Genomic DNA, 23,311 nt, shown 5'->3' with positions numbered 1-23,311 from the left:
GGTTCTCTCTGTCGGCTGTTTCCTTCCCCCCCCCCCCCCCCCCCGCCCCTCCCCCCCCCCCCCCCCCCCCCCCCCCCCCCCCCCCCCCCCCCCCCCCCCCCCCCCCCCCCCCCCCCCCCCCCCCCCCCCCCCGGTCCCGCGAGGCCGCGGTGCCTTACTTGGCGGCGTTGGCCGCGTTGATCAGGGTCTGCTTGTCGACGGCGCCGACATAGACCGTGCCGTTGTCCGTGACCAGGGCGTTGACCAGACGGGTGCTGAAGACCTGGCCCGAGCCGAACTTGCCGTTGACCTTGTCGCCCATGCTGTCCAGGAACTTGCCGACGTCACCGCCCGCGCCCTTGGCCTTGTCCATGTCCTTGCCGGAGGGCAGGCCGGAGCCTTCGCCCTTGATCGTGGCGATGGACGTCCAGCCCTTGCCGATGACGTTCAGCCCGTCGATGTCCTTGGCGAGGTGCTCGCGGGACGGGGCGTCCTTGCCGTGCCCGCGCTGCGCGGTCGAGCGCTCCTTGTCGCCCTCGACGACCTTGGCACCCTTGGGCGGGGTGAAGGAGAACGTGCTCGCGGCGGGCTTGGCGAAGTCGACGTTGGTGTAGCCGACGTCGACGGCGGCGGCGCCACCGCTCTTGGGGGTCAGGGTGAACTTCAGCGGCGTGCCGTTCTCGGCGTCCACCGCGACCCGGATCGAGCCGACCGTGGAGCCGGCCTGCTTGGGCTTGATGAGCAGCTGGTAGGCGTCCCGGCCGGCGACCTTGGCGGTGCCGTCGACGGTGACCGAGGTCGTGTCCCCGGCCGCCTCCAGGGCCTGCTTCGCGAGGTCCTGCGGCGTCGCGGTCTTCAGGTCCTTGGGCAGGCCCTCGGGGGCCCGGTGCTGCTTGCCGGACCGGTCGCCGGGGGCGGTGCTGTGCAGGGCGGTGTTGCTGCCGCTGTCGTACGCCCAGACGTCCTTGCCGTTGTGGACGAGGCTGTACTCGGCGGCCTTGTCCACGATGGAGACCCGCTGCTTCTCGGGGCCGTCGGCCGCGACGCGCAGCGTGTGCGCACCGGACGCCAGCTCCATCAGCTTCTTCTGGGGCGCGGCGGAGTCACCGTCCCCGCCCTGCGCGCCGCCGTCCTCGGCGCCGCCGAAGCCGCCCGCTCCGCCACCGACGCCCGGCAGCGACGGCAGGCCGAGGTCCGTGGTGACCCGGACCGTGCCGGAGAGCTGCTGGACATCCGACTTGGCGACCTTGGCTATCAGGTCCTGGGCCGAGATTTTCGGCAGGTCCGGAGCGGAGCCGGCGAACGCCGGGACCAGCCCGATCATGGCCGCCGACACCCCCGCCACCGCGACCGGCACGCCATACCGCACCGCCTTACGGCGCTTCGGGGAACGCTCCCCGCCCCATCCGTCGGTGACCTCGGTCGGTTCGTTCCGTGGCATCTGCCCTACCTCCGTCGTGTGCGGCGGCTGCTGTGCTGTCCACGTGTCCCCCCTGGGGCCCAGGGTCACCTGCCCGCCGCGCTCAGGTGGTTCCATCTCACCAAATCGCCCGGCACAAAACGTCAGCCCGCGGGAGCAACTCGGCGTACTGCTGAGGTATGACGCACGATCACCTCAGGTCGGAGGCCGTACCACAGGAGGCGGAGCACTCCCTAGGGGATGCGGGGAAAGCTCCTCAGGGATGCGGCGGCATACCGCAGGCGCGGGGGCGGTGGGAGACCTCAGGGACAGGCACGGCGGATGGTCTCAGCCCGCTCGGTGCACCACCGCGTCGCAGAGCCCCTCAAGAGCCGACTTGGCCATGCACGAGGGCAGCGGCGCCAGCATCGCGCGGGCCTCCTCCGCATAGCGCACGGTGTCGCGGCGGGCCTCTTCGAGCGCCGGGTGGGCGCGCAGACCGGCCAGCGCCTCGGCGTGCCGGGCGTCGTCGGTGAGGTCACCGGCCAGCAGCTCGCACAGCGCGCGGTCCTCGGGGGTACCGGCGGAGCTTTCGGCCCGCGCGCGCAGCCGCAGCACCGGCAGCGTCGGAATGCCCTCGCGCAGGTCCGTCCCGGGCGTCTTGCCCGATTCGTGCGAGTCGCTGGCGATGTCCAGCACGTCGTCGGCCAGCTGGAAGGCCGTACCGAGCCGCTCGCCGTACTGGGTGAGGATGTTGACCGTCGACTCCTCGGCGCCCGACATCATCGCGCCGAAGCGGCAGGCGACGGCGACCAGCGAGCCGGTCTTGCCCGCGAGCACGTCCAGGTAGTGGTCGATGGGGTCCCGGCCGTCGCGCGGGCCCGCGGTCTCCAGGATCTGGCCGGTCACCAGGCGTTCGAACGCCTCGGCCTGGATGCGGACCGCCTCGGGACCGAGGTCGGCGAGGATGTGCGAGGCGCGGGCGAACAGGAAGTCGCCGGTCAGCACCGCGACGGAGTTGCCCCAGCGGGCGTTGGCGCTGGCCACCCCGCGGCGCACATCGGCCTCGTCCATCACGTCGTCGTGGTAGAGCGTCGCCAGATGCGTGAGCTCCACGACGACGGCGGAGGGCACCACACCCGGGCTGTAGGGGTCACCGAATTGGGCGGCCAGCATCACCAGCAGCGGCCGGAACCGCTTGCCGCCCGCGCGCACGAGATGCTGCGCGGCTTCGGTGATGAACGGCACGTCGCTCTTGGTGGCCTCCAGCAGGCCCTCCTCGACAGCCGCCAACCCGGCCTGGACATCGGCCTCAAGAGCCTGGTCCCGCACGCTCAGCCCGAAGGGCCCGACGACGGTCACGAGGGGTACTCCTGTCTGCTGACGATCAAACTGAATGTCGATCTGTCGCTGTCTCCACCATTGGCCAGCGTATCCGGTCGCAGTTCGATCACCGTGAGCGCCCGCCCCCCGAACCGCCCGGGAAGCACGGCGACCCCTCGGCCGGGATGTTCCGGATCATCTGTTGACGCGCTGCGACGCGGAAGAGCGGGACCGGCGAACGGGAAGAGCGGGACCGGCAACCGCCAGCATCCCCGGTCCGCTTCCGCTCGGGCAAGGCCCCGCGGACCGGCCATGGCCGGAAAGCCCCGCCCCGGCCACCGCCCCCTTCACCGCCCCGCCCCCGGGGCCGATGCACCGGTCACCGCCCCGGGTGAAATCACCGTGGCGCAGGACGACTTCCGCGCCCACGCGCCCCCGGCCGTCCTGGCCGGGCGAGGCGAGCACGCGGTATACGGGGCACCGGGCACCCCGGGTCACCGGGCGCCCCGGCGTCACCGGGTGCCGGGCCGGTGCGGGCGCCCCCGCCTCACCCGTACGCCCGCGCCACCGCCCTCGCCAGCCGCGGCGAGGCGAACTCCGTCCCGCACACGAAGCGCATCGCGGGCCCGAAGGAGGCAGCCGCCGGCAGCCCCGTGAAATACAGCCCCGGCACGGACGAGCCGAATCCGCCGTCCAGCAGCGGACCGCCGGCCCGCACCACGATCCCGGTCCGCAGCCCCGCTCCCAGGAAGTCCAGCGCCGCCAGATCCATCCGGTAGCCGGTCGCGGCCAGCACATGGTCGGCGACGACCTCCCCGCCCTGCCCGTCCGCGCCGCGCAGCGCCAGTACGGGGCGGCCGTCACGGACCGTGGCCCGTACGATCCGCCGCCCCTGCGTCACCCGCACCCGGTCGGTGAAGCGCTCCCGCAGCCACCACGCCCCCCGGGGGACGGGCACCCGGCGCCCCAGATACCGCCGGACGGGCCCCGGCAGCCGGCGGAAGGCACCGGCGCGGTACGCCGGCGCATACCGCGGCCGGGCGCCGAACGGCGACGGCGGGCGCCGCCGCTGCCGGGGGTCCGGCGGCGCGCCGAAGCCCACCGCGCCGGGACCGCGCGCCACCACCCGTACGGCCGCCGCGCCCGTCTCGGCGAGCAGCACCGCGCTCTCCAGCGCCGACTGCCCGGCACCGATCACGACCACGTCCCGGCCGGCCAGCGCGGACAGATCGTGGTGCTGCGAGCTGTGCGAGACCGGCCCGGTGGCGGAGGGGCCGTCCGGGAGCGCGGCGGCCAGTTCCGGCGGCAGCTGCGCCAGCCCGGTCAGGCCGGTGGCGACGACCACGGCCCGCGCGCCGGCCTGCTCACCGCTGTCCAGCTTCAGCTCGAAGCCGTCGGCCCGCCGGTCGACCGAGACCACCCGGACCTGCTCCAGCCCGGGGACCAGCCGCTGCTGCACCCACTGCCCGTACCGCACGAAGGTCTCCACGGGGACCAGGTCCCGGTCCGTGACGTAGGGCCCCTCCCCCGTCGCCGCGCAGAAGTCGCCGAGGGTGTGGCCGGGCTGCGGGACGCCGATGCCGGAGGCCGCGGGCGCCGAGGTGAGCAGCATGCCCGCGGGCATCCCCGCCCGCCAGCTCGCCATCGGCTCCCCGAAGACCCGCACCGGCAGGCCGTGAGCCCGTAGATGCGCGGCCGCCGACAGCCCGTACGGACCGGCCCCGATGACCGCTACCGGAGTGCTCACTTCGGTCCCTCCCTCGCGTGAAGAACGGCCGCCCGGCCGCCTCTTCGGCGAGGGGAGCAACAGCCCCGTCACCCGCCGGTCCGGCCCCTCCCGCGCGGTGGCCCCGTCCTCCCGCCCGTCAGGGAAGGAAGTTAGGCCCGAATTGCGCGGTGCGGCAAGGCTTTTCCGGACATGACCGATGCGTGGGGCGCGGCGCACCGCGCCACCGCCGCCCGTCTGCGTACGTCTGAGCGCCCTCGCGCCCCGGGACCGCCCCGTAGATCACCGCCCGGCCGTACTCTGATCGACGGCCCCACGGCCCGCGGGCCACCCGGCCCCGGCCGCCCACCGGCGACGACGAACGCGAGGAGCTGTCCATGCCCGAGCAGAGCCCGTTCGACCTGGCGGAAGGCGATCCCTTCGGCCCGCACAACCTCCCCTACGGCGTCTTCAGCACCGCCGACGCGCCCGACCGGCGCCGCCTCGGCGTCCGCTACGGCGACAGCGTCCTCGATCTGAGCGCCCTGCCGAGCGCGCTGCCCGCCGCCATCCATCCGCACGCCGAACTGCTCGCGGCACCGACCCTCAACCCGCTGCTGGCCGCCGGCCGTCCCGTATGGCGGCAGATCCGCGCGGCCGTCCACAGCGCCGTGACCGACCCCGCGCACCGCGGCGAAGTGGCGCCGCTGTTCCATCCGCTGGACGGGGTCACGCTGCACCTCCCCTTCGAGGTCGCCGACTATGTCGACTTCTACGCCAGCGAACACCACGCCACCAATGTCGGCCGGATCTTCCGTCCGAACGACGCGGCGCTGACCCCCAACTGGAAGCATCTGCCGATCGGTTACCACGGCCGGGCGGGCACCGTGGTCGTCACCGGCACCCCGGTCGTACGGCCCCGGGGCCAGCGCAAGGCCCCCGCGGACGAGGCACCCACCTTCGGCCCGTCCCTCCGCCTCGACATCGAGGCCGAGGTCGGCTTCGTCGTCGGGGCGCCCTCCACGCTCCACGAACCGGTCGGGCTGGGCGCCTTCCGCGACCATGTCTTCGGCGTCTGCCTCCTCAACGACTGGTCCGCGCGCGACATCCAGGCCTGGGAGTACGTGCCGCTCGGCCCGTTCCTGGGCAAGTCCTTCGCCACCTCCGTCTCCGCCTGGATCACCCCGCTCGACGCCCTCGACGAGGCCCGTACGGCGCCGCCCGCCCGGGACTTCCCGCTGCTGCCCTACCTCGACGACGCGGGTGCGGAGCCCGGCGGCATCGACATCCGTATCGAGGTGCGCGTCAACGGCGAGACGGTCTCCCGGCCGCCGTTCTCCACCATGTACTGGACGGCCGCCCAGCAGCTCGCCCATATGACCGTCAACGGCGCCTCGCTGCGCACCGGCGATCTGTTCGCCTCCGGCACCGTCTCCGGACCCGACCCCGACCAGCTCGGCTGCCTGCTGGAACTCACCCAGGGCAAGGGCCCCTACCTCCAGGACGGCGACGAGGTCACCCTCACCGCCTGGGCGCCCGGCCCCGAGGGCGCCCGCATCGGCCTGGGCGAGGTCACCGGACGCATCCTGCCCACGGGATGACCGGTGCGGACCGGCCGGAGCGGCGCGGGCCGGTCCGGCCGGCGGCCCGCCGCGGATCTCCCGCCGTGCCGCCTCCCGGGCGCTCTCCCGTCACAGCCCCACACCAACTCGGTACCGGCGCCGCCGCAATCCGGGCGACGGCTCGGACGGCCGCCGGGACCGCTGCTAGCCTCACGTCTCCTGGTCCCACAACGGAGGAGACGTACGTGCGCAAGGCAACGCAGATCGCCGGGGCGGCAGCCATCGCCGCGATGCTGCTCAGCGGCTGCGGAAGCAGCGGCGGCAACGACAGCGGCAAGGACAGCACGCCGAGCAAGTCGCCGGACGCGCCGTCGACCCCGGACAAGCCCGCGGACCCCGCCGCGTTCGAGGGTGCCTGGAAGTCCGGCCCGAAGAGCAGCCAGCTGATCCTGGTGGTCACCAAGGGCACCGTCGCGTTCAGCAACGGTCACAAGGCCGCCTGTCTGGGCAAGGTCCAGGAGATGGCCGGGATGACCATGGCCGCGCTCAAGTGCACGGACGGCGACACCACCCGCACCATGGGCACCCTCAAGCCCGGCGCGGACGGCAAGACCCTGACCGTGGACTGGAAGAACGGCCCCACCGAGAAGTACACCAAGTCCACCGACGGCAGCGTGAAGATCCCCGACATGCCGGAGATGCCGAGCGGGATGCCCAAGAGCTGACCGCCCCGCCACGCGGACGGCCGCCGCCCGGAACCCCCCGAGGGCTCCGGGCGGCGGCCGTTGCCGTACCGCGCCACCGTGGTCAGCGCACGAAGACCCCGGCCTGGCCGGCCAGATCGAGGAAGTACTGCGGCGCCAGGCCGAGCACCAGGGTGACCGCGACACCGATGGCGATGGCCGTGGTCGTCAGCGGGCTGGGCACCGCGACGGTCGGGCCGTCCGCCTTGGGCTCGTGGAAGAACATCAGCACGATGACGCGGATGTAGAAGAACGCGGCGATGGCCGACGAGAGCACACCGACCACCACCAGCCAGCCCGCGCCGCTCTGCGCCGCCGCCTTGAACACCGCGAACTTTCCGGCGAACCCGGAGGTCAGCGGGATGCCCGCGAAGGCCAGCAGGAAGACCGCGAAGACCGCGGCCACCAGTGGCGAACGCCGGCCGAGCCCGGCCCACTTGGACAGCGCGGTGGCCTCCCCGCCGGCGTCCCGCACCAGGGTGACGACGGCGAAGGCACCGAGGGTCACGAAGGAGTAGGCGGCGAGGTAGAAGAGCACCGAGGAGATGCCCTCCTCGCTGGTGGCGATGACACCGGCGAGGATGAAGCCGGCGTGCGCGATGGAGGAGTAGGCCAGCATTCGCTTGATGTCGGTCTGGGTGATGGCGACGATCGCCCCGCCCAGCATCGTGATGATCGCGACGCCCCACATCACCGGCTGCCAGTCCCAGCGCATGCCCGGCAGGACGACATACAGCAGCCGCAGCAGCGCGCCGAAGGCCGCGACCTTGGTGGCGGCCGCCATGAAGCCGGTGACCGGGGTCGGGGCACCTTGGTAGACGTCCGGGGTCCACATGTGGAACGGGACCGCGCCGACCTTGAACAGCAGCCCCATCAGCACCAGCGCGGCGCCGATCAGCAGCAGTGCGTCATTGCCCATCGTCCCGGCCAGCGCCGGATCGATCTGCTTGGACCCGTCCGAGATCACCTCGGCGATCCCGGCGTAGGTGACCGTGCCCGCGTAGCCGTACAGCAGGGCCACACCGAACAGCAGGAAGGCGGACGAGAAGGCGCCGAGGAGGAAGTACTTCACCGCGGCCTCCTGTGACAGCAGCCGCTGGCGGCGGGCCAGCGCACACAGGATGTACAGCGGGAGGGAGAAGACCTCCAGCGCGATGAAGAGGGTCAGCAGGTCATTGGCCGCCGGGAAGACCAGCATGCCGCCGACCGCGAAGAGCGCGATCGGGAAGACCTCGGTGGTGGTGAACCCCGCCTTGACCGCGGCCTGTTCGGCGGCACCGCCGGGGACGGCCGCGGGCTGCGGGGCGAAGGAGTCCACGTGGTGACCGTGCGCCGCCGGATCCAGCCGCCGCTCGGCGAAGGTGAAGACGGCGACCAGGGAGACCAGCAGGATGGTGCCCTGGAGGAACAGCGCGGGCCCGTCGACGGCGAGGGCGCCCATGGCGGCGATATGCGCCTTGGCCGAACCGAAGCCGCCGGCCGCCAGACCGATCACCGCGGCGAACGCGGCGGCCAGCGCCACCACGGTCAGCAGCAGCTGGGAGTAGTAGCGGTGGCGGCGCGGCACGAACGCCTCGATGACGATGCCGAGCACCGCCGCGCCCAGGACGATCAGCGTCGGCGACAGCTGGGCGTACTCGATGTGCGGTGCCGGGATCTTGCCCGGTGCACCCTGCGCCACCGTCCACAGGCTGTGGACACTTGCCACGGAACTCACTTCGCGGCCTCCCGGTCTTGATCATGCACGGCCTGGCCGGCCCGGCCTCCACCGGGCCCGGCGTCCACCTGCACAGTGGGCTTGGGGTCCTTCTTGTCCACGACGGACAGGGTGTGGCCGACCGCCGGATTCACGAGGTCGGTGAGCGGCTTCGGATAGACCCCGAGGAAGAGCAGCAGCGCGACCAGCGGCGCCACCACCAACAGCTCCCGCACCCGGAGGTCGGGCATGCTCCGCACCTCGGCCTTCACCGGCCCGGTCATCGTCCGCTGGTAGAGCACGAGGACGTACAGCGCGGCCAGGACGATGCCGAGGGTGGCGATGATGCCGATCACCGGATAGCGGCTGAACGTGCCGACCAGGACCAGGAATTCGCTGACGAACGGCGCCAGACCGGGCAGCGACAGGGTGGCCAGACCGCCGATGAGGAAGGTGCCGGCCAGGACCGGGGCGACCTTCTGGACGCCGCCGTAGTCCGCGATGAGCCGGGAGCCGCGGCGGCTGATCAGGAAGCCGGCCACCAGCATCAGCGCGGCGGTCGAGATGCCGTGGTTGACCATGTAGAGCGTGGCGCCGCTCTGGCCCTGGGTCGTCATCGCGAAGATGCCCAGGATGATGAAGCCGAAGTGGGAGATCGAGGCGTAGGCGATCAGCCGCTTGATGTCGCGCTGGGCGACCGCCAGCAGGGCGCCGTAAATGACGCTGATCAGGGCGAGGACCAGGATGGCGGGCGTCGCCCAGCTGCTGGCCTCCGGGAAGAGCTGGAGGCAGAAGCGGAGCATCGCGAACGTGCCGACCTTGTCGACCACCGCGGTGATCAGCACCGCGACCGGCGCGGTGGACTCGCCCATGGCGCCCGGCAGCCAGGTGTGCAGCGGCCACAGCGGCGCCTTCACCGCGAACGCGAAGAAGAAGCCGAGGAAGAGCAGCCGCTCGGTGCCGGTGCCGATGTCCAGCTTGCCGGCCGCCCGGGCCTCGACGATCTGCTGGAGCGAGAAGGTGCCGCTGCCGAGCTGGTCGGCGGTGACGGCGTACAGCCCGATCACCGCGGCCAGCATGATCAGTCCGCCGGCGAGGTTGTAGAGCAGGAACTTCACCGCGGCGTACGAGCGCCGGCCCGCGGCCTGCTCCTCACCGTCCCCGCCCGCCCGGTCCCCGAAGCCGCCGATGAGGAAGTACATCGGGATCAGCATGGCTTCGAAGAAGATGTAGAAGAGGAAGACATCGGTGGCCTCGAAGGAGAGGACCACCATCGCCTCGACCGCCAGGATCAGCGCGAAGAAGCCCTGGGTGGGCCGCCAGCGCCGGTTGGGCGTGGCCTCTTCCAGGGGGTCGGCGTCATGCCAGCCCGCCAGGATGATGAAGGGGATCAGCAGGGTGGTCAGCGCGATCAGGGCGACCGCGATGCCGTCCACACCGAGTTCGTAGCGGACGCCGAAGTCGCTGATCCAGGCATGCGACTCGGTGAGCTGGAAGGGGCCCTTCGCGCCCGGGTCGAAGCGGAACGCGACGACCAGCGCCAGCGCGAAGGTGATCAGCGAGAACAGCAGCGCGAGCCATTTGGCCGCGGTGCGCTTGGCGGCGGGCAGCGCGGCGGTGGCGATCGCACCGATCGCCGGGACCGCGGCCACCGCCGTCAGCAGGGGAAACGACATGGCTCAGACACCCCTCATCAGCAGGGTCGCGGCGACGAGAACGGCGGCGCCGCCCAGCATCTGAACCGCGTACGAACGGACGAATCCGGTCTGCAACCGGCGCAGCAGGCCGGAGAGTCCGCCCATCGACGCCGCCGTGCCGTTGACCGCGCCGTCCACGAGGGTGCGGTCGAGCCGGACGAGGGTGCCGGTGAGCTCCCCGCCGCCGCGCACGAACACGATGTCGTTGAAGTCGTCCTGGAGCAGATCCCGGCGGGCCGCCCGGGTCAGCAGCGAGCCGCGCGGGGCCAGCGCCGGCACGGGCTTGCGGCCGTACATCAGCCAGGCGATGCCGACGCCGATGAGCAGCACCACGATCGTCGAGGCGGTGACCGTGGTGGCGCTGACCGGGGAGTGGCCGTGGGCGAACGAGGTGACCGGCTCCAGCCACTTCACGAAGGCCTCGTTGACGCTGAACAGCCCGCCCGCGAACACCGATCCGATGGCCAGCACGATCATCGGGAGCGTCATGACCTTCGGCGACTCGTGCGGATGCACCTCGCCGGCGTCCCAGCGCTTCTCCCCGAAGAACGTCATCAGCATCACCCGCGTCATGTAGAACGCGGTGATCGCCGCGCCCAGCAGGGCCGCGCCGCCGAGGATCCAGCCCTCGGTGCCGCCCTTGGCGAACGCCGCCTCGATGATCTTGTCCTTGGAGAAGAAGCCGGACAGACCGGGGAAGCCGATGATCGCCAGATAGCCGAGTCCGAAGGTGACGAAGGTGACCGGCATGTACTTCCGCAGACCGCCGTAACGGCGCATGTCCACCTCGTCGTTCATCCCGTGCATCACGGAACCGGCGCCGAGGAAGAGGCCCGCCTTGAAGAAGCCGTGGGTGACCAGATGCATGATCGCGAAGGCGTAGCCGATCGGGCCGAGGCCGGCGGCCAGGATCATGTAGCCGATCTGCGACATCGTCGAACCGGCCAGCGCCTTCTTGATGTCGTCCTTGGCGCAACCGACGATCGCACCGAAGAGGAGCGTGACCGCACCGACCACGACGACCGCCAGCTGGGCGGTCGGGGCGGCATTGAAGATCGCCCCGGAGCGGGTGATCAGATACACCCCGGCGGTGACCATCGTGGCGGCGTGGATCAGGGCCGAGACCGGGGTCGGGCCCTCCATCGCGTCACCGAGCCAGGACTGGAGCGGTACCTGCGCCGATTTACCGCAGGCGGCCAGCAGCAGCATCAGCCCGAGGGCGGTCAGCTTGCCCTCGGAGGTGTCGCCGGTGGCGGCGAGCACCGGGCCGAAGGCGAAGGTCCCGAACGTCGTGAACATCAGCATGATCGCGATGGACAGGCCCATATCGCCGACGCGGTTGACCAGGAACGCCTTCTTGGCGGCGGTGGCCGCGCTCGGCTTGTGCTGCCAGAACCCGATGAGCAGGTACGAGGCGAGGCCGACGCCCTCCCAGCCGACGTACAGCAGAAGGTAGTTGTCGGCGAGGACGAGCAGCAGCATCGCCGCGAGGAAGAGATTGAGGTAGCCGAAGAAGCGGCGGCGCCGCTCGTCGTGCTCCATATAGCCGATCGAATAGATGTGGATCAGCGAGCCGACACCGGTGATCAGCAGGACGAACGTCATGGACAGCTGGTCCAGCTGGAACGCGACGTCGGCCTGGAAGCCGCCGACCGGAATCCAGCTGAACAGATGCTGATGCAGCGCACGGTCCTCGGCGCCCCTGCCGAGCATGTCGGCGAAGAGCACCACCCCGATGGCGAACGACGCCACCGAGAACAGCGTGCCGATCAAGTGGCCGGTACGGTCGAGGCGGGTGCCGCCGCACAGCAGCAGGGCCGCACCGACCAGCGGTGCCGCGACAAGCAGCGCGATCAAGTTCTCCACTTTGTGCGACCCCTTACAGCTTCATCAGGCTGGCGTCGTCGACCGAGGCCGTATGACGGGTGCGGAAGATCGACACGATGATCGCCAGACCGACCACGACCTCGGCCGCGGCGACGACCATCGTGAAGAAGGCGATGATCTGGCCGTCCAGATTCCCGTGCATCCGCGAGAAGGTGACGAAGGCGAGATTGCAGGCGTTGAGCATCAGCTCGATGCACATGAACACCACGATGGCGTTCCGCCTGATCAGTACGCCGGCCGCGCCGATCGTGAACAACAGGGCGGCGAGATAGAGGTAGTAGACCGGGCTCATTTCTTGGCCCCCTCCTTGTGCTCCGTCGACGGCGCGCCACCGGACGACGACGGGCCGGGCTCGTCCTCGGAGCCCCGGCCCAGCCAGTCCTCGGAGCGCCGCTCCAGCGCCTTCAGTTCGGCGAGCGAGGCTCCGGAGACATCGCGGATCTGACCGCGCCCCCGCAGCGTCGGGTTGACGCTGAGCTCGGACACCGTGCCGTCGGGCAGCAGCCCCGGGATGTCGACGGCGTTGTGCCGGGCGTAGACGCCGGGGGCGGGCAGCGGCGGTACCTGCTTGCCCTCGCGGATCCGGGCCTCGGACTGCTCACGCTGCGTCTTGGCGCGCTCCGTGCGCTCCCGGTGGGTGAGCACCATCGCGCCGACCGCCGCCGTGATCAGCAGCGCGCCGGTGGCCTCGAAGGCGAAGACGTACTTGGTGAAGATGAGCGCCGCCAGGCCCTGCACATTGCCGCCCGCGTTGGCCTCGCCCAGCCCGTTGAACGACTTCAGCGAGGCGTTGCCGATACCGGCGATCAGCAGGATGCCGAAGCCGAGGCCCGCCGCGGCGGCGAGCCGGCGCTGCCCCTTGAGCGTCTCCTTGAGGGAGTCCGCTGCGGTGACACCGACGAGCATGACGACGAACAGGAACAGCATCATGATCGCGCCCGTGTAGACGACGATCTGGACGACGCCGAGGAAGTAGGCGCCGTTGGCGAGGTAGAAGACCGCCAGGACGATCATGGTCCCGGCGAGCGAGAGCGCGCTGTGCACGGCGCGCTTCATCAGGATCGTGCACAGCGCGCCGATGACGGCGACACTGCCCAGGATCCAGAACTGCACGGCCTCCCCCGTGGAGGTCATGGAGGCCGCGGCGGCGAGGCCGGTCATGCGTGCGCCCCCTTCGCCTGCGGGTTGTCGTCGGCCTTCTCCCCCTTGGAGGTGGCGACCTGACGGACGGTCCCCGGCGCGGCCTCGGTCACCAGGCCCTGGTAGTAGTCCTTCTCCGTCATACCGGGGTAGATCGCGTGCGGGCTGTCGACCATGGTCTCCTCCAGGCCCGCGAGCAGCTCTTCCTTGGTGTAGATGAGCGATTCCCGGGAACTGTCGGCGAGTTCGTACTCATTGGTCATGGTCAGTGCGCGGGTCGGGCAGGCCTCCACGCACAGGCCGCACAGGATGCAGCGCAGATAGTTGATCTGGTAGACGCGGCCGTAGCGCTCGCCCGGGGAGTAGCGCTCCTCGTCGGTGTTGTCCGCGCCCTCGACATAGATCGCGTCCGCCGGGCAGGCCCAGGCGCACAGCTCGCAGCCGATGCACTTCTCCAGCCCGTCCGGATGGCGGTTGAGCTGGTGGCGGCCGTGGAAACGCGGCGCGGTCGGCTTCTTCTCCTCCGGATACTGCTCGGTCAGCCGCTTCTTGAACATGGCCTTGAAGGTCACGCCGAAGCCGGCCACGGGGTTCTGGAACTCAGGCACCGTCGCCCCCCTTTCCGTCGTTTCCGATTTCGTCACTGACAGTGTCCGCCCCGCCACTGACAATCAGCTCCCGCTCCCGGCGCGGCCTGCGGCGCGGCACCGGCGGCAGGCTCTGTCCGGGCAGCGGCGGCACGGGGAAGCCGCCCGCCATCGGGTCGAAGGCCCCGTCGCCGTCCGTCTCCTCCGCCACCTCGGCGCGCCGGAAGAAGTCCACGAGCAGGGAGATCAACAGCAGCAGGACCGCGCCGCCGGCGACGTACAGCACGATCTGGGAGAAGTCGTAGCCCTCGTTCTTCAGCGCCCGGACGGTGGCGACCAGCATCAGCCAGACCAGCGAGACCGGGATGAGGACCTTCCAGCCCAGCTTCATGAACTGGTCGTAGCGCACCCGCGGAAGGGTGCCGCGCAGCCAGATGAAGAAGAACAGCAGCAGTTGCACCTTGAGGGTGAACCAGAGCAGCGGCCACCAGCCGTGGTTGGCGCCTTCCCAGAAGGTGGAGATCGGCCAGGGTGCCCGCCAGCCGCCCAGGAAGAGGGTGATCGCGACGGCCGAGACGGTCACCATGTTGATGTACTCGGCGAGCATGAACATCGCGAACTTGATGGACGAGTACTCGGTGTTGAAGCCGCCGACGAGGTCGCCCTCGGACTCCGGCATGTCGAACGGCGCGCGGTTGGTCTCCCCCACCATCGCGACGATGTAGATGATGAACGACACCGGCAGCAGCAGGATGTACCACCGGTTCTGCTGCGACTCCACGATGGTCGACGTCGACATCGACCCGGAGTAGAGGAACACCGCCGCGAACGACATCCCCATCGCGATCTCGTACGAGATCATCTGCGCGCACGAGCGCAGGCCGCCGAGCAGCGGATACGTCGAGCCGGAGGACCAGCCCGCCAGCACGATGCCGTAGATGCCGACCGAGGCCGTGGCCAGGATGTAGAGGATGCCGATCGGCAGGTCCGTCAGCTGCATCGGGGTACGGACCCCGAAGATCGAGACCTCGTTGCCCGCGGGCCCGAAGGGGATCACCGCGATCGCCATGAAGGCCGGGATGGCCGCCACGACCGGCGCGAGGAGATAGACCACCTTGTCGGCCCGCTTGACGACCAGGTCCTCCTTCAGCATCAGCTTGATGCCGTCGGCCAGGGACTGGAGCATCCCCCAGGGACCGTGCCGGTTGGGGCCGATACGCAGCTGCATCCAGGCGACGACCTTGCGCTCCCAGACGATCGAGAACAGCACCGTCAGCATCAGGAACGCGAAGCAGAAGACCGCCTTGATGACGACGAGCCACCACGGGTCGTGGCCGAACATCGACAGGTCTTCCTGGGCCAGCGCGCTGCCGGCGGCGGCGAGTTGATCAAGCTGCTGCATCATGCGTCCACCTCCTCGGCCGGCTCCGGGGTGCCCGGGGCGGCGGAGATCTTCACCAGGTCACCGGGGCGGGCCCCGGTATCGGCGGCGACCCCACCGCCCGTGGAGTTGAGCGGCAGCCACACCACCCGGTCGGGCATCGGCGTGACCTGGAGCGGCAGCCGGACCGCGCCGGCCGGGCCGGTGACCGCCAGCAGATCCCCGTCCTTGACCCCGGTCTCCTGCGCGGTGGTCTCCGACAGCCGCGCGACCGCGGCGTGCCGGGTGCCGGCCAGCGCCGGGTCGCCTTCCTGGAGCCGCCCCTGGTCCAGCAGGAGCCGGTGGCCGGCGAGGACAGCCTCCCCGCTGTCGGGCCGGGGCAGCGGGCGCCCGGTCTCCGCGGGCTCGCCCGCGTACGGGCCGTCCCAGCCGCCGAGCCGGTCCAGTTCGCGGCGTACGGCACGGATGTCCGGCAGCGCCAGATGAACGTCGAGGGCGTCGGCGAGCATGTGCAGCACCCGCGAGTCCGGCAGCAGATGCCGGCGGGTCATCTGGTCCGGTTTGAGCGCGGCCTCGAACAGCCGCGCCCGGCCCTCCCAGTTGAGGAAGGTGCCGGACTTCTCCACCACGGCCGCCACCGGGAAGACCACATCCGCCCGCTCGGTGACCTGCGAGGGCCGCAGCTCCAGGCTGACCAGGAAGCCGACCTGGTCCAGCGCGGCCAGCGCGCGGGCCGGGTCCGGCAGGTCGGCGACCTCGACGCCCGCCACCAGCAGCGCACTGAGCTCGCCGGTCGCCGCGGCCTCGATGATCTGGCCGGTGTCCCGGCCGTGCCGCTGCGGCAGTGCGGCCACGCCCCAGGCCGCGGCGACCTCGTCGCGGGCCCGCGGATCGGTGGCCGGCCGGCCGCCCGGCAGCAGCCCGGGCAGCGCCCCCGCCTCGACGGCGCCGCGCTCACCGGCCCGCCGCGGAATCCACACCAGGCGGGCCCCGGTGGCCGACGCCAGGCGGAGCGCGGCGGTCAGCGCGCCGGGCGCCGCCGCCAGCCGCTCACCGACGACGATCACCGAACCCTCGGCCCGCAGCGCCTCGGCCGCGGCACGGCCCTCGCCCTCCAGGCCGACCCCGCCGGCGAGCGCGTCCAGCCATTCGGTCTCGGTCCCGGGCGCGGCCGGCAGCAGCGTGCCGCCTGCCTTGATCAGCCCGCGCGAGGCGTAGGCGGCCAGCCCGTAGGTGCGCTGTCCGCTCCTGCGGTGCGCCTTGCGCAGCCGCAGGAAGACGCCAGGGGCCTCCTCCTCGGCCTCGATACCGGCCAGCAGCACGGCCGGTGCCTTCTCCAGCGCGGTGTAGGTGACGCCCCCGCCGTCCAGGTCACGGCCGCGGCCGGCGACCCGGGACGCCAGGAAGTCGGCCTCCTCGGCGCTGTGCACCCGGGCCCGGAAATCGATGTCGTTGGTGCCCAGCGCGATCCGGGCGAATTTGGCGTAGGCGTAGGCGTCCTCGACGGTCAGCCGGCCGCCGGTCAGGACGCCGGTGCGCCCCTTGGCGGCGGCCAGCCCGCGGGCCGCCGCCTCCAGGGCCGCCGGCCAGCTCGCCGGCTCCAGTGCGCCGGACTCCGGGTCGCGCACGAGGGGGTGTTCCAGCCGGTCGCGCTGCTGTGCGTACCGGAAGGCGAACCGCCCCTTGTCGCAGATCCACTCCTCGTTGACCTCGGGGTCGTCGGCCGCCAGCCGCCGCATGACCTTGCCGCGCCGGTGGTCCGTACGGGTCGCGCAGCCGCCCGCGCAGTGCTCGCACACCGACGGCGAGGAGACCAGGTCGAAGGGGCGGGAGCGGAAGCGGTACGCGGCGGAGGTGAGCGCGCCGACCGGGCAGATCTGGATGGTGTTGCCGGAGAAGTACGACTGGAAGGGGTCGCCCTCTCCGGTGCCGACCTGCTGGAGGGCGCCGCGCTCGACGAGTTCGATCATCGGGTCGCCGGCGATCTGGTTGCTGAAGCGGGTGCAGCGCGCACACAGCACACACCGTTCACGGTCCAGCAGCACCTGCGTGGAGATCGGCACCGGCTTCTCGAACGTGCGCTTCTTGCCCTCGAAGCGCGACTCCGGGTCGCCGACCTGCATCGCCTGGTTCTGGAGCGGGCACTCGCCGCCCTTGTCGCAGACCGGGCAGTCCAGCGGGTGGTTGATCAGCAGCAGCTCCATCACCCCGCGCTGGGCCTTCTCGGCCACCGGGGAGGTCAGCTGCGACTTGACCACCATGCCGTCGGTGCAGGTGATGGTGCAGGAGGCCATCGGCTTGCGCTGGCCCTCGACCTCCACGATGCACTGCCGGCAGGCGCCCGCCGGGTCCAGCAGCGGGTGGTCGCAGAAGCGCGGGATCTCGATGCCGAGGAGTTCGGCGGCGCGGATGACCAGCGTCCCCTTGGGGACGGAGATCTCGATGCCGTCGATCGTCAGGGTGACGAGGTCCTCCGGCGGAATCGCTGCCTCGCCGCCCCCCGAGGGACGGGCGGCGGAGCCGCTGTCCGACCCCGTGGTCGTGACGGTCATGCCTTCACCCCCAGGTGAGCGTCGTTGTCGGCCCAGAGGGTCGACCTGGCCGGGTCGAAGGGGCAGCCCCTGCCGTTGAGGTGCTGCTCGTACTCCTCGCGGAAGTACTTGAGCGAGGAGAAGATCGGCGAGGCGGCGCCGTCGCCGAGGGCGCAGAACGACTTGCCGTTGATGTTGTCGGCGATGTCGTCGATCTTGTCGAGGTCGCCCGGCCGCCCCTTGCCCGCCTCGATGTCGCGCAGCAACTGCACCAGCCAGTACGTCCCTTCACGGCAGGGCGTGCACTTGCCGCAGGACTCGTGCGCGTAGAACTCGGTCCAGCGGGTGACCGCCCGGACCACACAGGTGGTCTCGTCGAAGCACTGGAGCGCCTTGGTGCCGAGCATCGAGCCGGCCGCGCCGACGCCCTCGTAGTCGAGCGGGACATCGAGGTGTTCGTCGGTGAACATCGGCGTCGACGAGCCGCCCGGCGTCCAGAACTTCAGCCGGTGGCCGCGGCGCATCCCGCCGCTCATGTCCAGCAGCTGGCGCAGGGTGATGCCCAACGGGGCCTCGTACTGGCCGGGGTTGGCCACATGGCCGCTGAGCGAGTAGAGCGTGAAGCCCGGGGACTTCTCGCTGCCCATCGACCGGAACCAGTCCTTGCCCCGGTTCATGATCGCGGGAACCGAGGCGATGGACTCGACGTTGTTCACGACAGTGGGGCAGGCGTACAGGCCCGCCACCGCCGGGAAGGGAGGACGCAGCCGGGGCTGTCCGCGACGGCCCTCCAGCGAGTCGAGCAGCGCGGTCTCCTCACCGCAGATGTACGCGCCCGCGCCCGCGTGCACGATCACGTCCAGGTCGAGCCCCGAGCCCAGGATGTTCTTCCCGAGGAAGCCCGCCGCATAGGCCTCGCGCACCGCCTCGTGCAGCCGCCGCAGGACGGGCACGACCTCGCCGCGCAGATAGATGAAGGCGTGGTTCGACCGGATCGCATGGCAGGCGATCACGATGCCCTCGATGAGGGAGTGCGGGTTCGCGAAGAGCAGCGGGATGTCCTTGCAGGTCCCGGGCTCGGACTCATCGGCGTTGACCACGAGATAGTGCGGTTTGCCGTCGCCCTGCGGGATGAACTGCCACTTCATCCCGGTCGGGAAGCCCGCGCCGCCGCGGCCGCGCAGCCCGGAGTCCTTGATGTAGGCGATGACGTCGTCCGGGGGCATCGCCAGTGCCTTGCGCAGTCCCTCGTAGCCCTCGTGCCGGCGGTAGGTCTCCAGCGTCCAGGACGCGGACTGGTCCCAGAAGGCGGACAGGACGGGCGTCAGAAGCTTCTCGGGGTGGTCCCCGCCGGTCTCGCGCCGGGAGGCACCGCCGTGTTCGGCTGCCACTGTCATCACTCCCCCTCCTCTGCTGTGGGACCGGCCGGATGCTGATCATCCGAGGCCGAGGTCTGCTGCGGTGCGTCGTGGGAGCTGGGGTGGCCCGAGGGCGCCTCCTCGGCGGGGTGGCCGGACGGGGGCTCACCGGCGGTCGGGCCGTCGGCCGTGGTCCGCGGGGAGACGACATGGTCGGCGCCGCGGCCGGGAGCGGCCTCGCCCTTGGCCAGCCGCAGCCCGATCAGCGAGGCGGGGCCGGCGCCACCGGTGGCCTCGACGGCGCCCGGCCGCTCGTCCGGGAAGCCGGCGAGCATCCGCGCCGTCTCCTTGAACGTGCACAGCGGCGCACCGCGGGTGGGCTCGACGGTCCGGCCGGCCCGCAGGTCGTCGACCAGCTGCCGGGCGCTCTCCGGCGTCTGGTTGTCGAAGAACTCCCAGTTGACCATCACGACCGGGGCGAAGTCGCAGGCCGCGTTGCACTCGATGTGTTCGAGGGTGACCGCGCCGTCCCCGGTGGTCTCGCCGTTGCCGACGCCGAGGTGCTCCTTGAGCTCCTCGAAGATGGCGTCGCCGCCCATCACCGCGCACAGCGTGTTGGTGCAGACCCCGACCTGGTAGTCCCCGCTGCGCTTGCGGCGGTACATGGAGTAGAAGGTCGAGACGGCGGTGACCTCGGCGGTGGTGAGGTCGAGCATCTCGGCGCAGAAGCGGATGCCGGTGCGGGTGACATGCCCTTCCTCGGCCTGTACGAGGTGCAGCAGCGGCAGCAGCGCCGACCGCGAGCCGGGGTAGCGGGCGATCACCTCCTTGGCGTCCGTCTCCAGCCGGGCCCGTACGTCCGCCGGGTAATCGGGGGCGGGGAGCGCGGGCATCCCCAGCTGCACGTCCTGGTTTGCCGGAGTGGCGTTCACCGGTCGACGCCTCCCATCACGGGGTCGATGGACGCGACGGCGACGATGACGTCGGCGACCTGGCCGCCTTCGCACATCGCCGCCATGGCCTGAAGGTTGGCGAAGGACGGGTCGCGGAAGTGCACCCGGTAGGGGCGGGTGCCGCCGTCGCTGACCGCGTGCACGCCCAGCTCGCCCTTGGGTGACTCGACGGCCGCGTAGGTCTGGCCCGGCGGGACCCGGAAGCCCTCGGTCACCAGCTTGAAGTGGTGGATCAGGGCCTCCATCGAGGTGCCCATGATCTTCTTGATGTGGTCGAGGGAGTTGCCCAGACCGTCCGGGCCGAGGGCCAGTTGGGCGGGCCAGGCGATCTTCTTGTCCGCGACCATCACCGGGCCGGGCGCCAGCCGGTCCAGGCACTGCTCGACGATCCGCAGCGACTGGCGCATCTCCTCCAGCCGGATCAGGAACCGGCCGTAGGAGTCGCAGGTGTCGGCGGTCGGCACCTCGAAGTCGTAGTCCTCGTAGCCGCAGTACGGCCGGGTCTTGCGCAGATCGTGCGGCAGTCCCGCGGCGCGCACGATGGGCCCGGTGGCGCCGGTGGCCATACAGCCGGCCAGGTCGAGATAGCCGATGCCTTCCATCCGGCCCTTGAAGACGGGGTTGCCGGTGGCGAGCTTGTCGTACTCGCCGATGTTCTTCCGCATCTTCTTGACGAACTCACGCACCTGGTCGACCGCGCCCGGCGGCAGGTCCTGGGCGAGGCCGCCGGGCCGGATGTAGGCGTGGTTCATCCGCAGGCCGGTGATCAGCTCGTAGAGGTCGAGGATGAGCTCACGGTCGCGGAAGCCGTAGATCATGATCGTGGTGGCGCCCAGTTCCATCCCGCCGGTGGCGATGGCCACGAGGTGGGAGGACATCCGGTTGAGCTCCATCAGCAGCACGCGGATGACCGAGGCCCGGTCGGGGACCTGGTCGGTGATGCCCAGCAGCTTCTCCACGGCCAGGCAGTAGGCCGTCTCGTTGAAGAAGGGCGTCAGGTAGTCCATCCGCGTCACGAAGGTGGTGCCCTGCGTCCAGGTCCGGAATTCGAGGTTCTTCTCGATGCCGGTGTGCAGATAGCCGATCCCGCAGCGGGCCTCGGTGACGGTCTCGCCGTCGATCTCCAGGATCAGCCGGAGCACCCCGTGGGTGGAGGGGTGCTGCGGCCCCATGTTGACGATGATCCGCTCGTCGTCGGCCTTCACCGCGGCCGCGGCGATCTCGTCCCAGTCGCCACCGGAGACGTTGTAGACGGTCCCCTCGGTGGTCTCGCGGCCCAGGGACTCCTGGGTGTCGAAGTCGCTGGACGTGCGGTGGCCGGACGAGGAGTGGGAGTGCGGTGCAGTAGTCATCAGCTGTACGACCTCCGCTGGTCGGGAGCCGGAATCTGGGCGCCCTTGTACTCGACGGGGATGCCGCCGAGCGGGTAGTCCTTGCGCTGCGGGAAGCCCTGCCAGTCGTCCGGCATCATGATCCGGGTCAGCGCCGGGTGGCCGTCGAAGACGATTCCGAAGAAGTCGTAGGTCTCCCGCTCGTGCCAGTCGTTGGTCGGATAGACCTCCACGAGCGAGGGCACATGCGGGTCGGCGTCCGGGGCGGAGACCTCCAGCCGGATCAGCCGGTTGTGGGTGATGGAGCGCAGGTGGTAGACGGCGTGCAGCTCGCGGCCCTTGTCGCCGGGGAAGTGCACTCCGCTCACCCCCGTGCACAGCTCGAAGCGCAGCGCCGGGTCGTCCCGCAGGATCCGGGCGACGGTCGGCAGCTGGCCGCGTTCGATGTGGAAGGTCAGCTCGTCGCGGTCCACGACGGTCTTCTCGATGACGTTCTCGGGGACCAGCCCCTGCTCGTCGAGGGCGCCCTCCAGCTCATCGGCGATCTCGTCGAACTCCCCGTAGCCCCCACCCCTGCCGCGCGGTCCGCCGTACGGCCGCTGGGCCGCGCCGGGCAGCCGGACCGTGCGGACGAGGCCGCCGTAGCCGGTGGTGTCCCCGCCGTTGTTGGCCCCGAACATGCCGCGGCGGGTGGCGATCGCCTCGCCGGTGTCCTCGCGCTGCGCGGGCACCGCCTCGTCCGGGCCCCCGGGCTCGGGACGCTCGGGGTTCTTCTGCTCACTCACCGCAGCAGCCCCTTCATCTCGATCAGCGGCAGTGCCTTGAGTGCCGCTTCCTCCGCCTCACGGGCGGCCTGCTCCTGATGGACCCCGAGCTTGGTGTCCTGGATCTTCTGGTGGAGCTTGAGAATGGCGTCCATCAGCATCTCGGGACGCGGCGGGCAACCCGGCAAATAAATGTCAACGGGCACGATGTGGTCGACGCCCTGCACAATCGCATAGTTATTGAACATTCCGCCCGACGAGGCGCAAACCCCCATGGAAATCACCCACTTCGGGTTCGGCATCTGGTCATAGACCTGCCGCAGCACGGGCGCCATCTTCTGGCTGACCCGGCCGGCCACGATCATCAGATCCGCCTGCCGCGGCGAGCCGCGGAAGACCTCCATGCCGAAGCGGGCGAGGTCGTAGCGCCCGGCGCCGGTGGTCATCATCTCGATGGCGCAGCAGGCCAGCCCGAAGGTCGCAGGGAAGACCGAGGATTTACGCACCCAGCCCGCGGCCTGCTCGACAGTGGTCAGCAAAAAGCCGCTCGGCAGCTTCTCTTCAAGTCCCATGTGTGACCCCTAGTCCCATTCCAGGCCGCCACGACGCCAGACATAGGCGTAGGCGACGAAGACGGTGAGCGCGAAGAGGAGCATCTCGACGAGCCCGAAAAGCCCCAGGGCGTCGAAGGTGACGGCCCAGGGATAGAGGAAGACGATCTCGATGTCGAAGACGATGAAGAGCATCGCCGTCAGGTAGTACTTGATCGGGAAGCGACCACCGCCGGACGGCTGCGGCGTCGGCTCGATACCGCACTCGTAGGCCTCGAGCTTGGCCCGGTTGTAACGCCTGGGCCCGATGAGGGTGGCCATCACGACGGAGAAGATCGCAAAGCCTGCCCCGAGGGCTCCCAGTACGAGGATGGGCGCGTAAGCGTTCACCGTCCTCGCTCCCTTCAGTCGACGATGACTGGATGGCGGTCCGCCCGGGCCCTCCGGCTGCCCCATGGAGATCGTGCCTATGTGAGGCAGTTCACAAGCCCGAGCCGCCTGCATCTTATGCCCGCTCTCCTGTGATCTGCGACACGGGGGTGAACAACGCCTTTGTGATCTCCACCACCCGGCGAAGGATCATGAAGTCGGATGAGCGGTGATCTTCATACGCGAAGCGCGCGAGTGATCACGAGAGGTGACATTCTCTGGTGTTACCGCTGGTCAGCGCGGGGTTGCCACTATCAAGTGGTTGCCGCCGCAAGCAAATTGGCGCTGGACGCCG

The 23,311-nt window shown here is 70.7% G+C and carries 19 protein-coding genes; 2 read left to right on the top strand and 17 right to left on the bottom strand.

Annotated elements, in window-relative coordinates:
* Positions 1-154 precede the first annotated feature (154 nt).
* From ACZ4XD_RS20935 to ACZ4XD_RS20925, 3 genes are all read right to left on the bottom strand, one after another.
* Entirely contained in the window at positions 155-1,420 is a 1,266-nt protein-coding gene (locus ACZ4XD_RS20935) for a LolA family protein (protein ID WP_468044103.1), read from the bottom strand.
* A 306-nt stretch (positions 1,421-1,726) separates the two neighbouring features.
* Positions 1,727-2,740 carry a polyprenyl synthetase family protein gene (locus ACZ4XD_RS20930; RefSeq protein WP_042155768.1) on the bottom strand — a complete coding sequence of 338 codons (1,014 nt, stop codon included), beginning with the start codon at positions 2,738-2,740 and terminating at the stop codon, positions 1,727-1,729.
* Between the two features lie 508 nt (positions 2,741-3,248).
* Complete coding sequence (locus ACZ4XD_RS20925; RefSeq protein WP_468044101.1) at positions 3,249-4,448, bottom strand: FAD-dependent oxidoreductase; 1,200 nt, start codon at positions 4,446-4,448, stop codon at positions 3,249-3,251.
* Positions 4,449-4,804: 356 nt separating this feature from the next.
* Here ACZ4XD_RS20925 and fahA point away from each other — a divergent pair, with 356 nt between their 5' ends.
* Positions 4,805-6,007 carry a fumarylacetoacetase gene (fahA, locus tag ACZ4XD_RS20920; protein WP_468044099.1) on the top strand — a complete coding sequence of 401 codons (1,203 nt, stop codon included), beginning with the start codon at positions 4,805-4,807 and terminating at the stop codon, positions 6,005-6,007.
* A gap of 206 nt (positions 6,008-6,213) precedes the next feature.
* Positions 6,214-6,693 (top strand): hypothetical protein, encoded by a 480-nt coding sequence (locus ACZ4XD_RS20915; protein ID WP_468044097.1) that lies wholly within the window; start codon positions 6,214-6,216, stop codon positions 6,691-6,693.
* 82 nt (positions 6,694-6,775) lie between these two features.
* Here ACZ4XD_RS20915 and nuoN read toward each other — a convergent pair whose 3' ends face one another.
* The 14 genes from nuoN to ACZ4XD_RS20845 are packed head-to-tail and all read right to left on the bottom strand — an operon-like array spanning position 6,776 to position 22,977.
* Complete coding sequence (nuoN, locus tag ACZ4XD_RS20910) at positions 6,776-8,428, bottom strand: NADH-quinone oxidoreductase subunit NuoN (RefSeq protein ID WP_468044095.1); 1,653 nt, start codon at positions 8,426-8,428, stop codon at positions 6,776-6,778.
* Positions 8,425-10,083 carry an NADH-quinone oxidoreductase subunit M gene (locus tag ACZ4XD_RS20905; protein WP_468044093.1) on the bottom strand — a complete coding sequence of 553 codons (1,659 nt, stop codon included), beginning with the start codon at positions 10,081-10,083 and terminating at the stop codon, positions 8,425-8,427. The genes nuoN and ACZ4XD_RS20905 overlap by 4 nt, the downstream gene beginning before the upstream one ends.
* A 3-nt stretch (positions 10,084-10,086) precedes the next feature.
* Positions 10,087-11,970, bottom strand: coding sequence for an NADH-quinone oxidoreductase subunit L (nuoL, locus tag ACZ4XD_RS20900; RefSeq protein WP_468044091.1), 1,884 nt, complete (start codon positions 11,968-11,970; stop codon positions 10,087-10,089).
* A gap of 13 nt (positions 11,971-11,983) precedes the next feature.
* Entirely contained in the window at positions 11,984-12,283 is a 300-nt protein-coding gene (nuoK, locus tag ACZ4XD_RS20895) for an NADH-quinone oxidoreductase subunit NuoK (RefSeq protein ID WP_042155750.1), read from the bottom strand.
* On the bottom strand, positions 12,280-13,152 hold the full coding sequence (locus ACZ4XD_RS20890; RefSeq protein ID WP_468044089.1) for an NADH-quinone oxidoreductase subunit J: 873 nt from the start codon (positions 13,150-13,152) through the stop codon (positions 12,280-12,282). The genes nuoK and ACZ4XD_RS20890 overlap by 4 nt, the downstream gene beginning before the upstream one ends.
* Positions 13,149-13,739 (bottom strand): NADH-quinone oxidoreductase subunit NuoI, encoded by a 591-nt coding sequence (nuoI, locus tag ACZ4XD_RS20885; RefSeq protein WP_468044087.1) that lies wholly within the window; start codon positions 13,737-13,739, stop codon positions 13,149-13,151. Before nuoI ends, ACZ4XD_RS20890 begins: the two co-directional genes overlap by 4 nt.
* Complete coding sequence (nuoH, locus tag ACZ4XD_RS20880) at positions 13,732-15,120, bottom strand: NADH-quinone oxidoreductase subunit NuoH (protein ID WP_468044117.1); 1,389 nt, start codon at positions 15,118-15,120, stop codon at positions 13,732-13,734. Before nuoH ends, nuoI begins: the two co-directional genes overlap by 8 nt.
* Positions 15,120-17,651, bottom strand: coding sequence for an NADH-quinone oxidoreductase subunit G (locus tag ACZ4XD_RS20875; protein ID WP_468044085.1), 2,532 nt, complete (start codon positions 17,649-17,651; stop codon positions 15,120-15,122). The genes nuoH and ACZ4XD_RS20875 overlap by 1 nt, the downstream gene beginning before the upstream one ends.
* Entirely contained in the window at positions 17,648-19,030 is a 1,383-nt protein-coding gene (gene nuoF, locus ACZ4XD_RS20870; RefSeq protein WP_371874005.1) for an NADH-quinone oxidoreductase subunit NuoF, read from the bottom strand. Before nuoF ends, ACZ4XD_RS20875 begins: the two co-directional genes overlap by 4 nt.
* The gene (nuoE, locus tag ACZ4XD_RS20865) at positions 19,027-19,881 is read right to left on the bottom strand and encodes an NADH-quinone oxidoreductase subunit NuoE (RefSeq protein ID WP_468044115.1); all 855 of its coding nucleotides are present in this window, start codon (positions 19,879-19,881) and stop codon (positions 19,027-19,029) included. Before nuoE ends, nuoF begins: the two co-directional genes overlap by 4 nt.
* A gap of 35 nt (positions 19,882-19,916) precedes the next feature.
* Entirely contained in the window at positions 19,917-21,293 is a 1,377-nt protein-coding gene (locus ACZ4XD_RS20860) for an NADH-quinone oxidoreductase subunit D (RefSeq protein ID WP_468044083.1), read from the bottom strand.
* The gene (locus ACZ4XD_RS20855) at positions 21,293-22,057 is read right to left on the bottom strand and encodes an NADH-quinone oxidoreductase subunit C (protein ID WP_468044081.1); all 765 of its coding nucleotides are present in this window, start codon (positions 22,055-22,057) and stop codon (positions 21,293-21,295) included. Before ACZ4XD_RS20855 ends, ACZ4XD_RS20860 begins: the two co-directional genes overlap by 1 nt.
* Complete coding sequence (locus ACZ4XD_RS20850; RefSeq protein WP_042155737.1) at positions 22,054-22,608, bottom strand: NuoB/complex I 20 kDa subunit family protein; 555 nt, start codon at positions 22,606-22,608, stop codon at positions 22,054-22,056. Before ACZ4XD_RS20850 ends, ACZ4XD_RS20855 begins: the two co-directional genes overlap by 4 nt.
* A 9-nt stretch (positions 22,609-22,617) precedes the next feature.
* Positions 22,618-22,977 (bottom strand): NADH-quinone oxidoreductase subunit A, encoded by a 360-nt coding sequence (locus ACZ4XD_RS20845; RefSeq protein ID WP_042155734.1) that lies wholly within the window; start codon positions 22,975-22,977, stop codon positions 22,618-22,620.
* Positions 22,978-23,311: the final 334 nt, after the last annotated feature.

This window comes from Streptomyces sp. NPDC029466, from assembly GCF_055574515.1.
Note: the sequence above shows the minus strand (reverse complement) of the source record. Positions and strands in the feature narration are given on the sequence as shown.

Bases quoted from the DNA above. Each gene is read 5' to 3' on its own strand.
- ACZ4XD_RS20935 (WP_468044103.1), bottom strand. From the start codon at position 1,420: ATGCCACGGAACGAACCGACCGAGGTCACCGACGGATGGGGCGGGGAG.
- fahA (WP_468044099.1), top strand. From the start codon at position 4,805: ATGCCCGAGCAGAGCCCGTTCGACCTGGCGGAAGGCGATCCCTTCGGC.
- ACZ4XD_RS20905 (WP_468044093.1), bottom strand. From the start codon at position 10,083: ATGTCGTTTCCCCTGCTGACGGCGGTGGCCGCGGTCCCGGCGATCGGT.
- nuoK (WP_042155750.1), bottom strand. From the start codon at position 12,283: ATGAGCCCGGTCTACTACCTCTATCTCGCCGCCCTGTTGTTCACGATC.
- ACZ4XD_RS20890 (WP_468044089.1), bottom strand. From the start codon at position 13,152: ATGACCGGCCTCGCCGCCGCGGCCTCCATGACCTCCACGGGGGAGGCC.
- nuoH (WP_468044117.1), bottom strand. From the start codon at position 15,120: ATGCAGCAGCTTGATCAACTCGCCGCCGCCGGCAGCGCGCTGGCCCAG.
- ACZ4XD_RS20875 (WP_468044085.1), bottom strand. From the start codon at position 17,651: ATGACCGTCACGACCACGGGGTCGGACAGCGGCTCCGCCGCCCGTCCC.
- nuoE (WP_468044115.1), bottom strand. From the start codon at position 19,881: ATGCCCGCGCTCCCCGCCCCCGATTACCCGGCGGACGTACGGGCCCGG.
- ACZ4XD_RS20860 (WP_468044083.1), bottom strand. From the start codon at position 21,293: ATGACTACTGCACCGCACTCCCACTCCTCGTCCGGCCACCGCACGTCC.
- ACZ4XD_RS20850 (WP_042155737.1), bottom strand. From the start codon at position 22,608: ATGGGACTTGAAGAGAAGCTGCCGAGCGGCTTTTTGCTGACCACTGTC.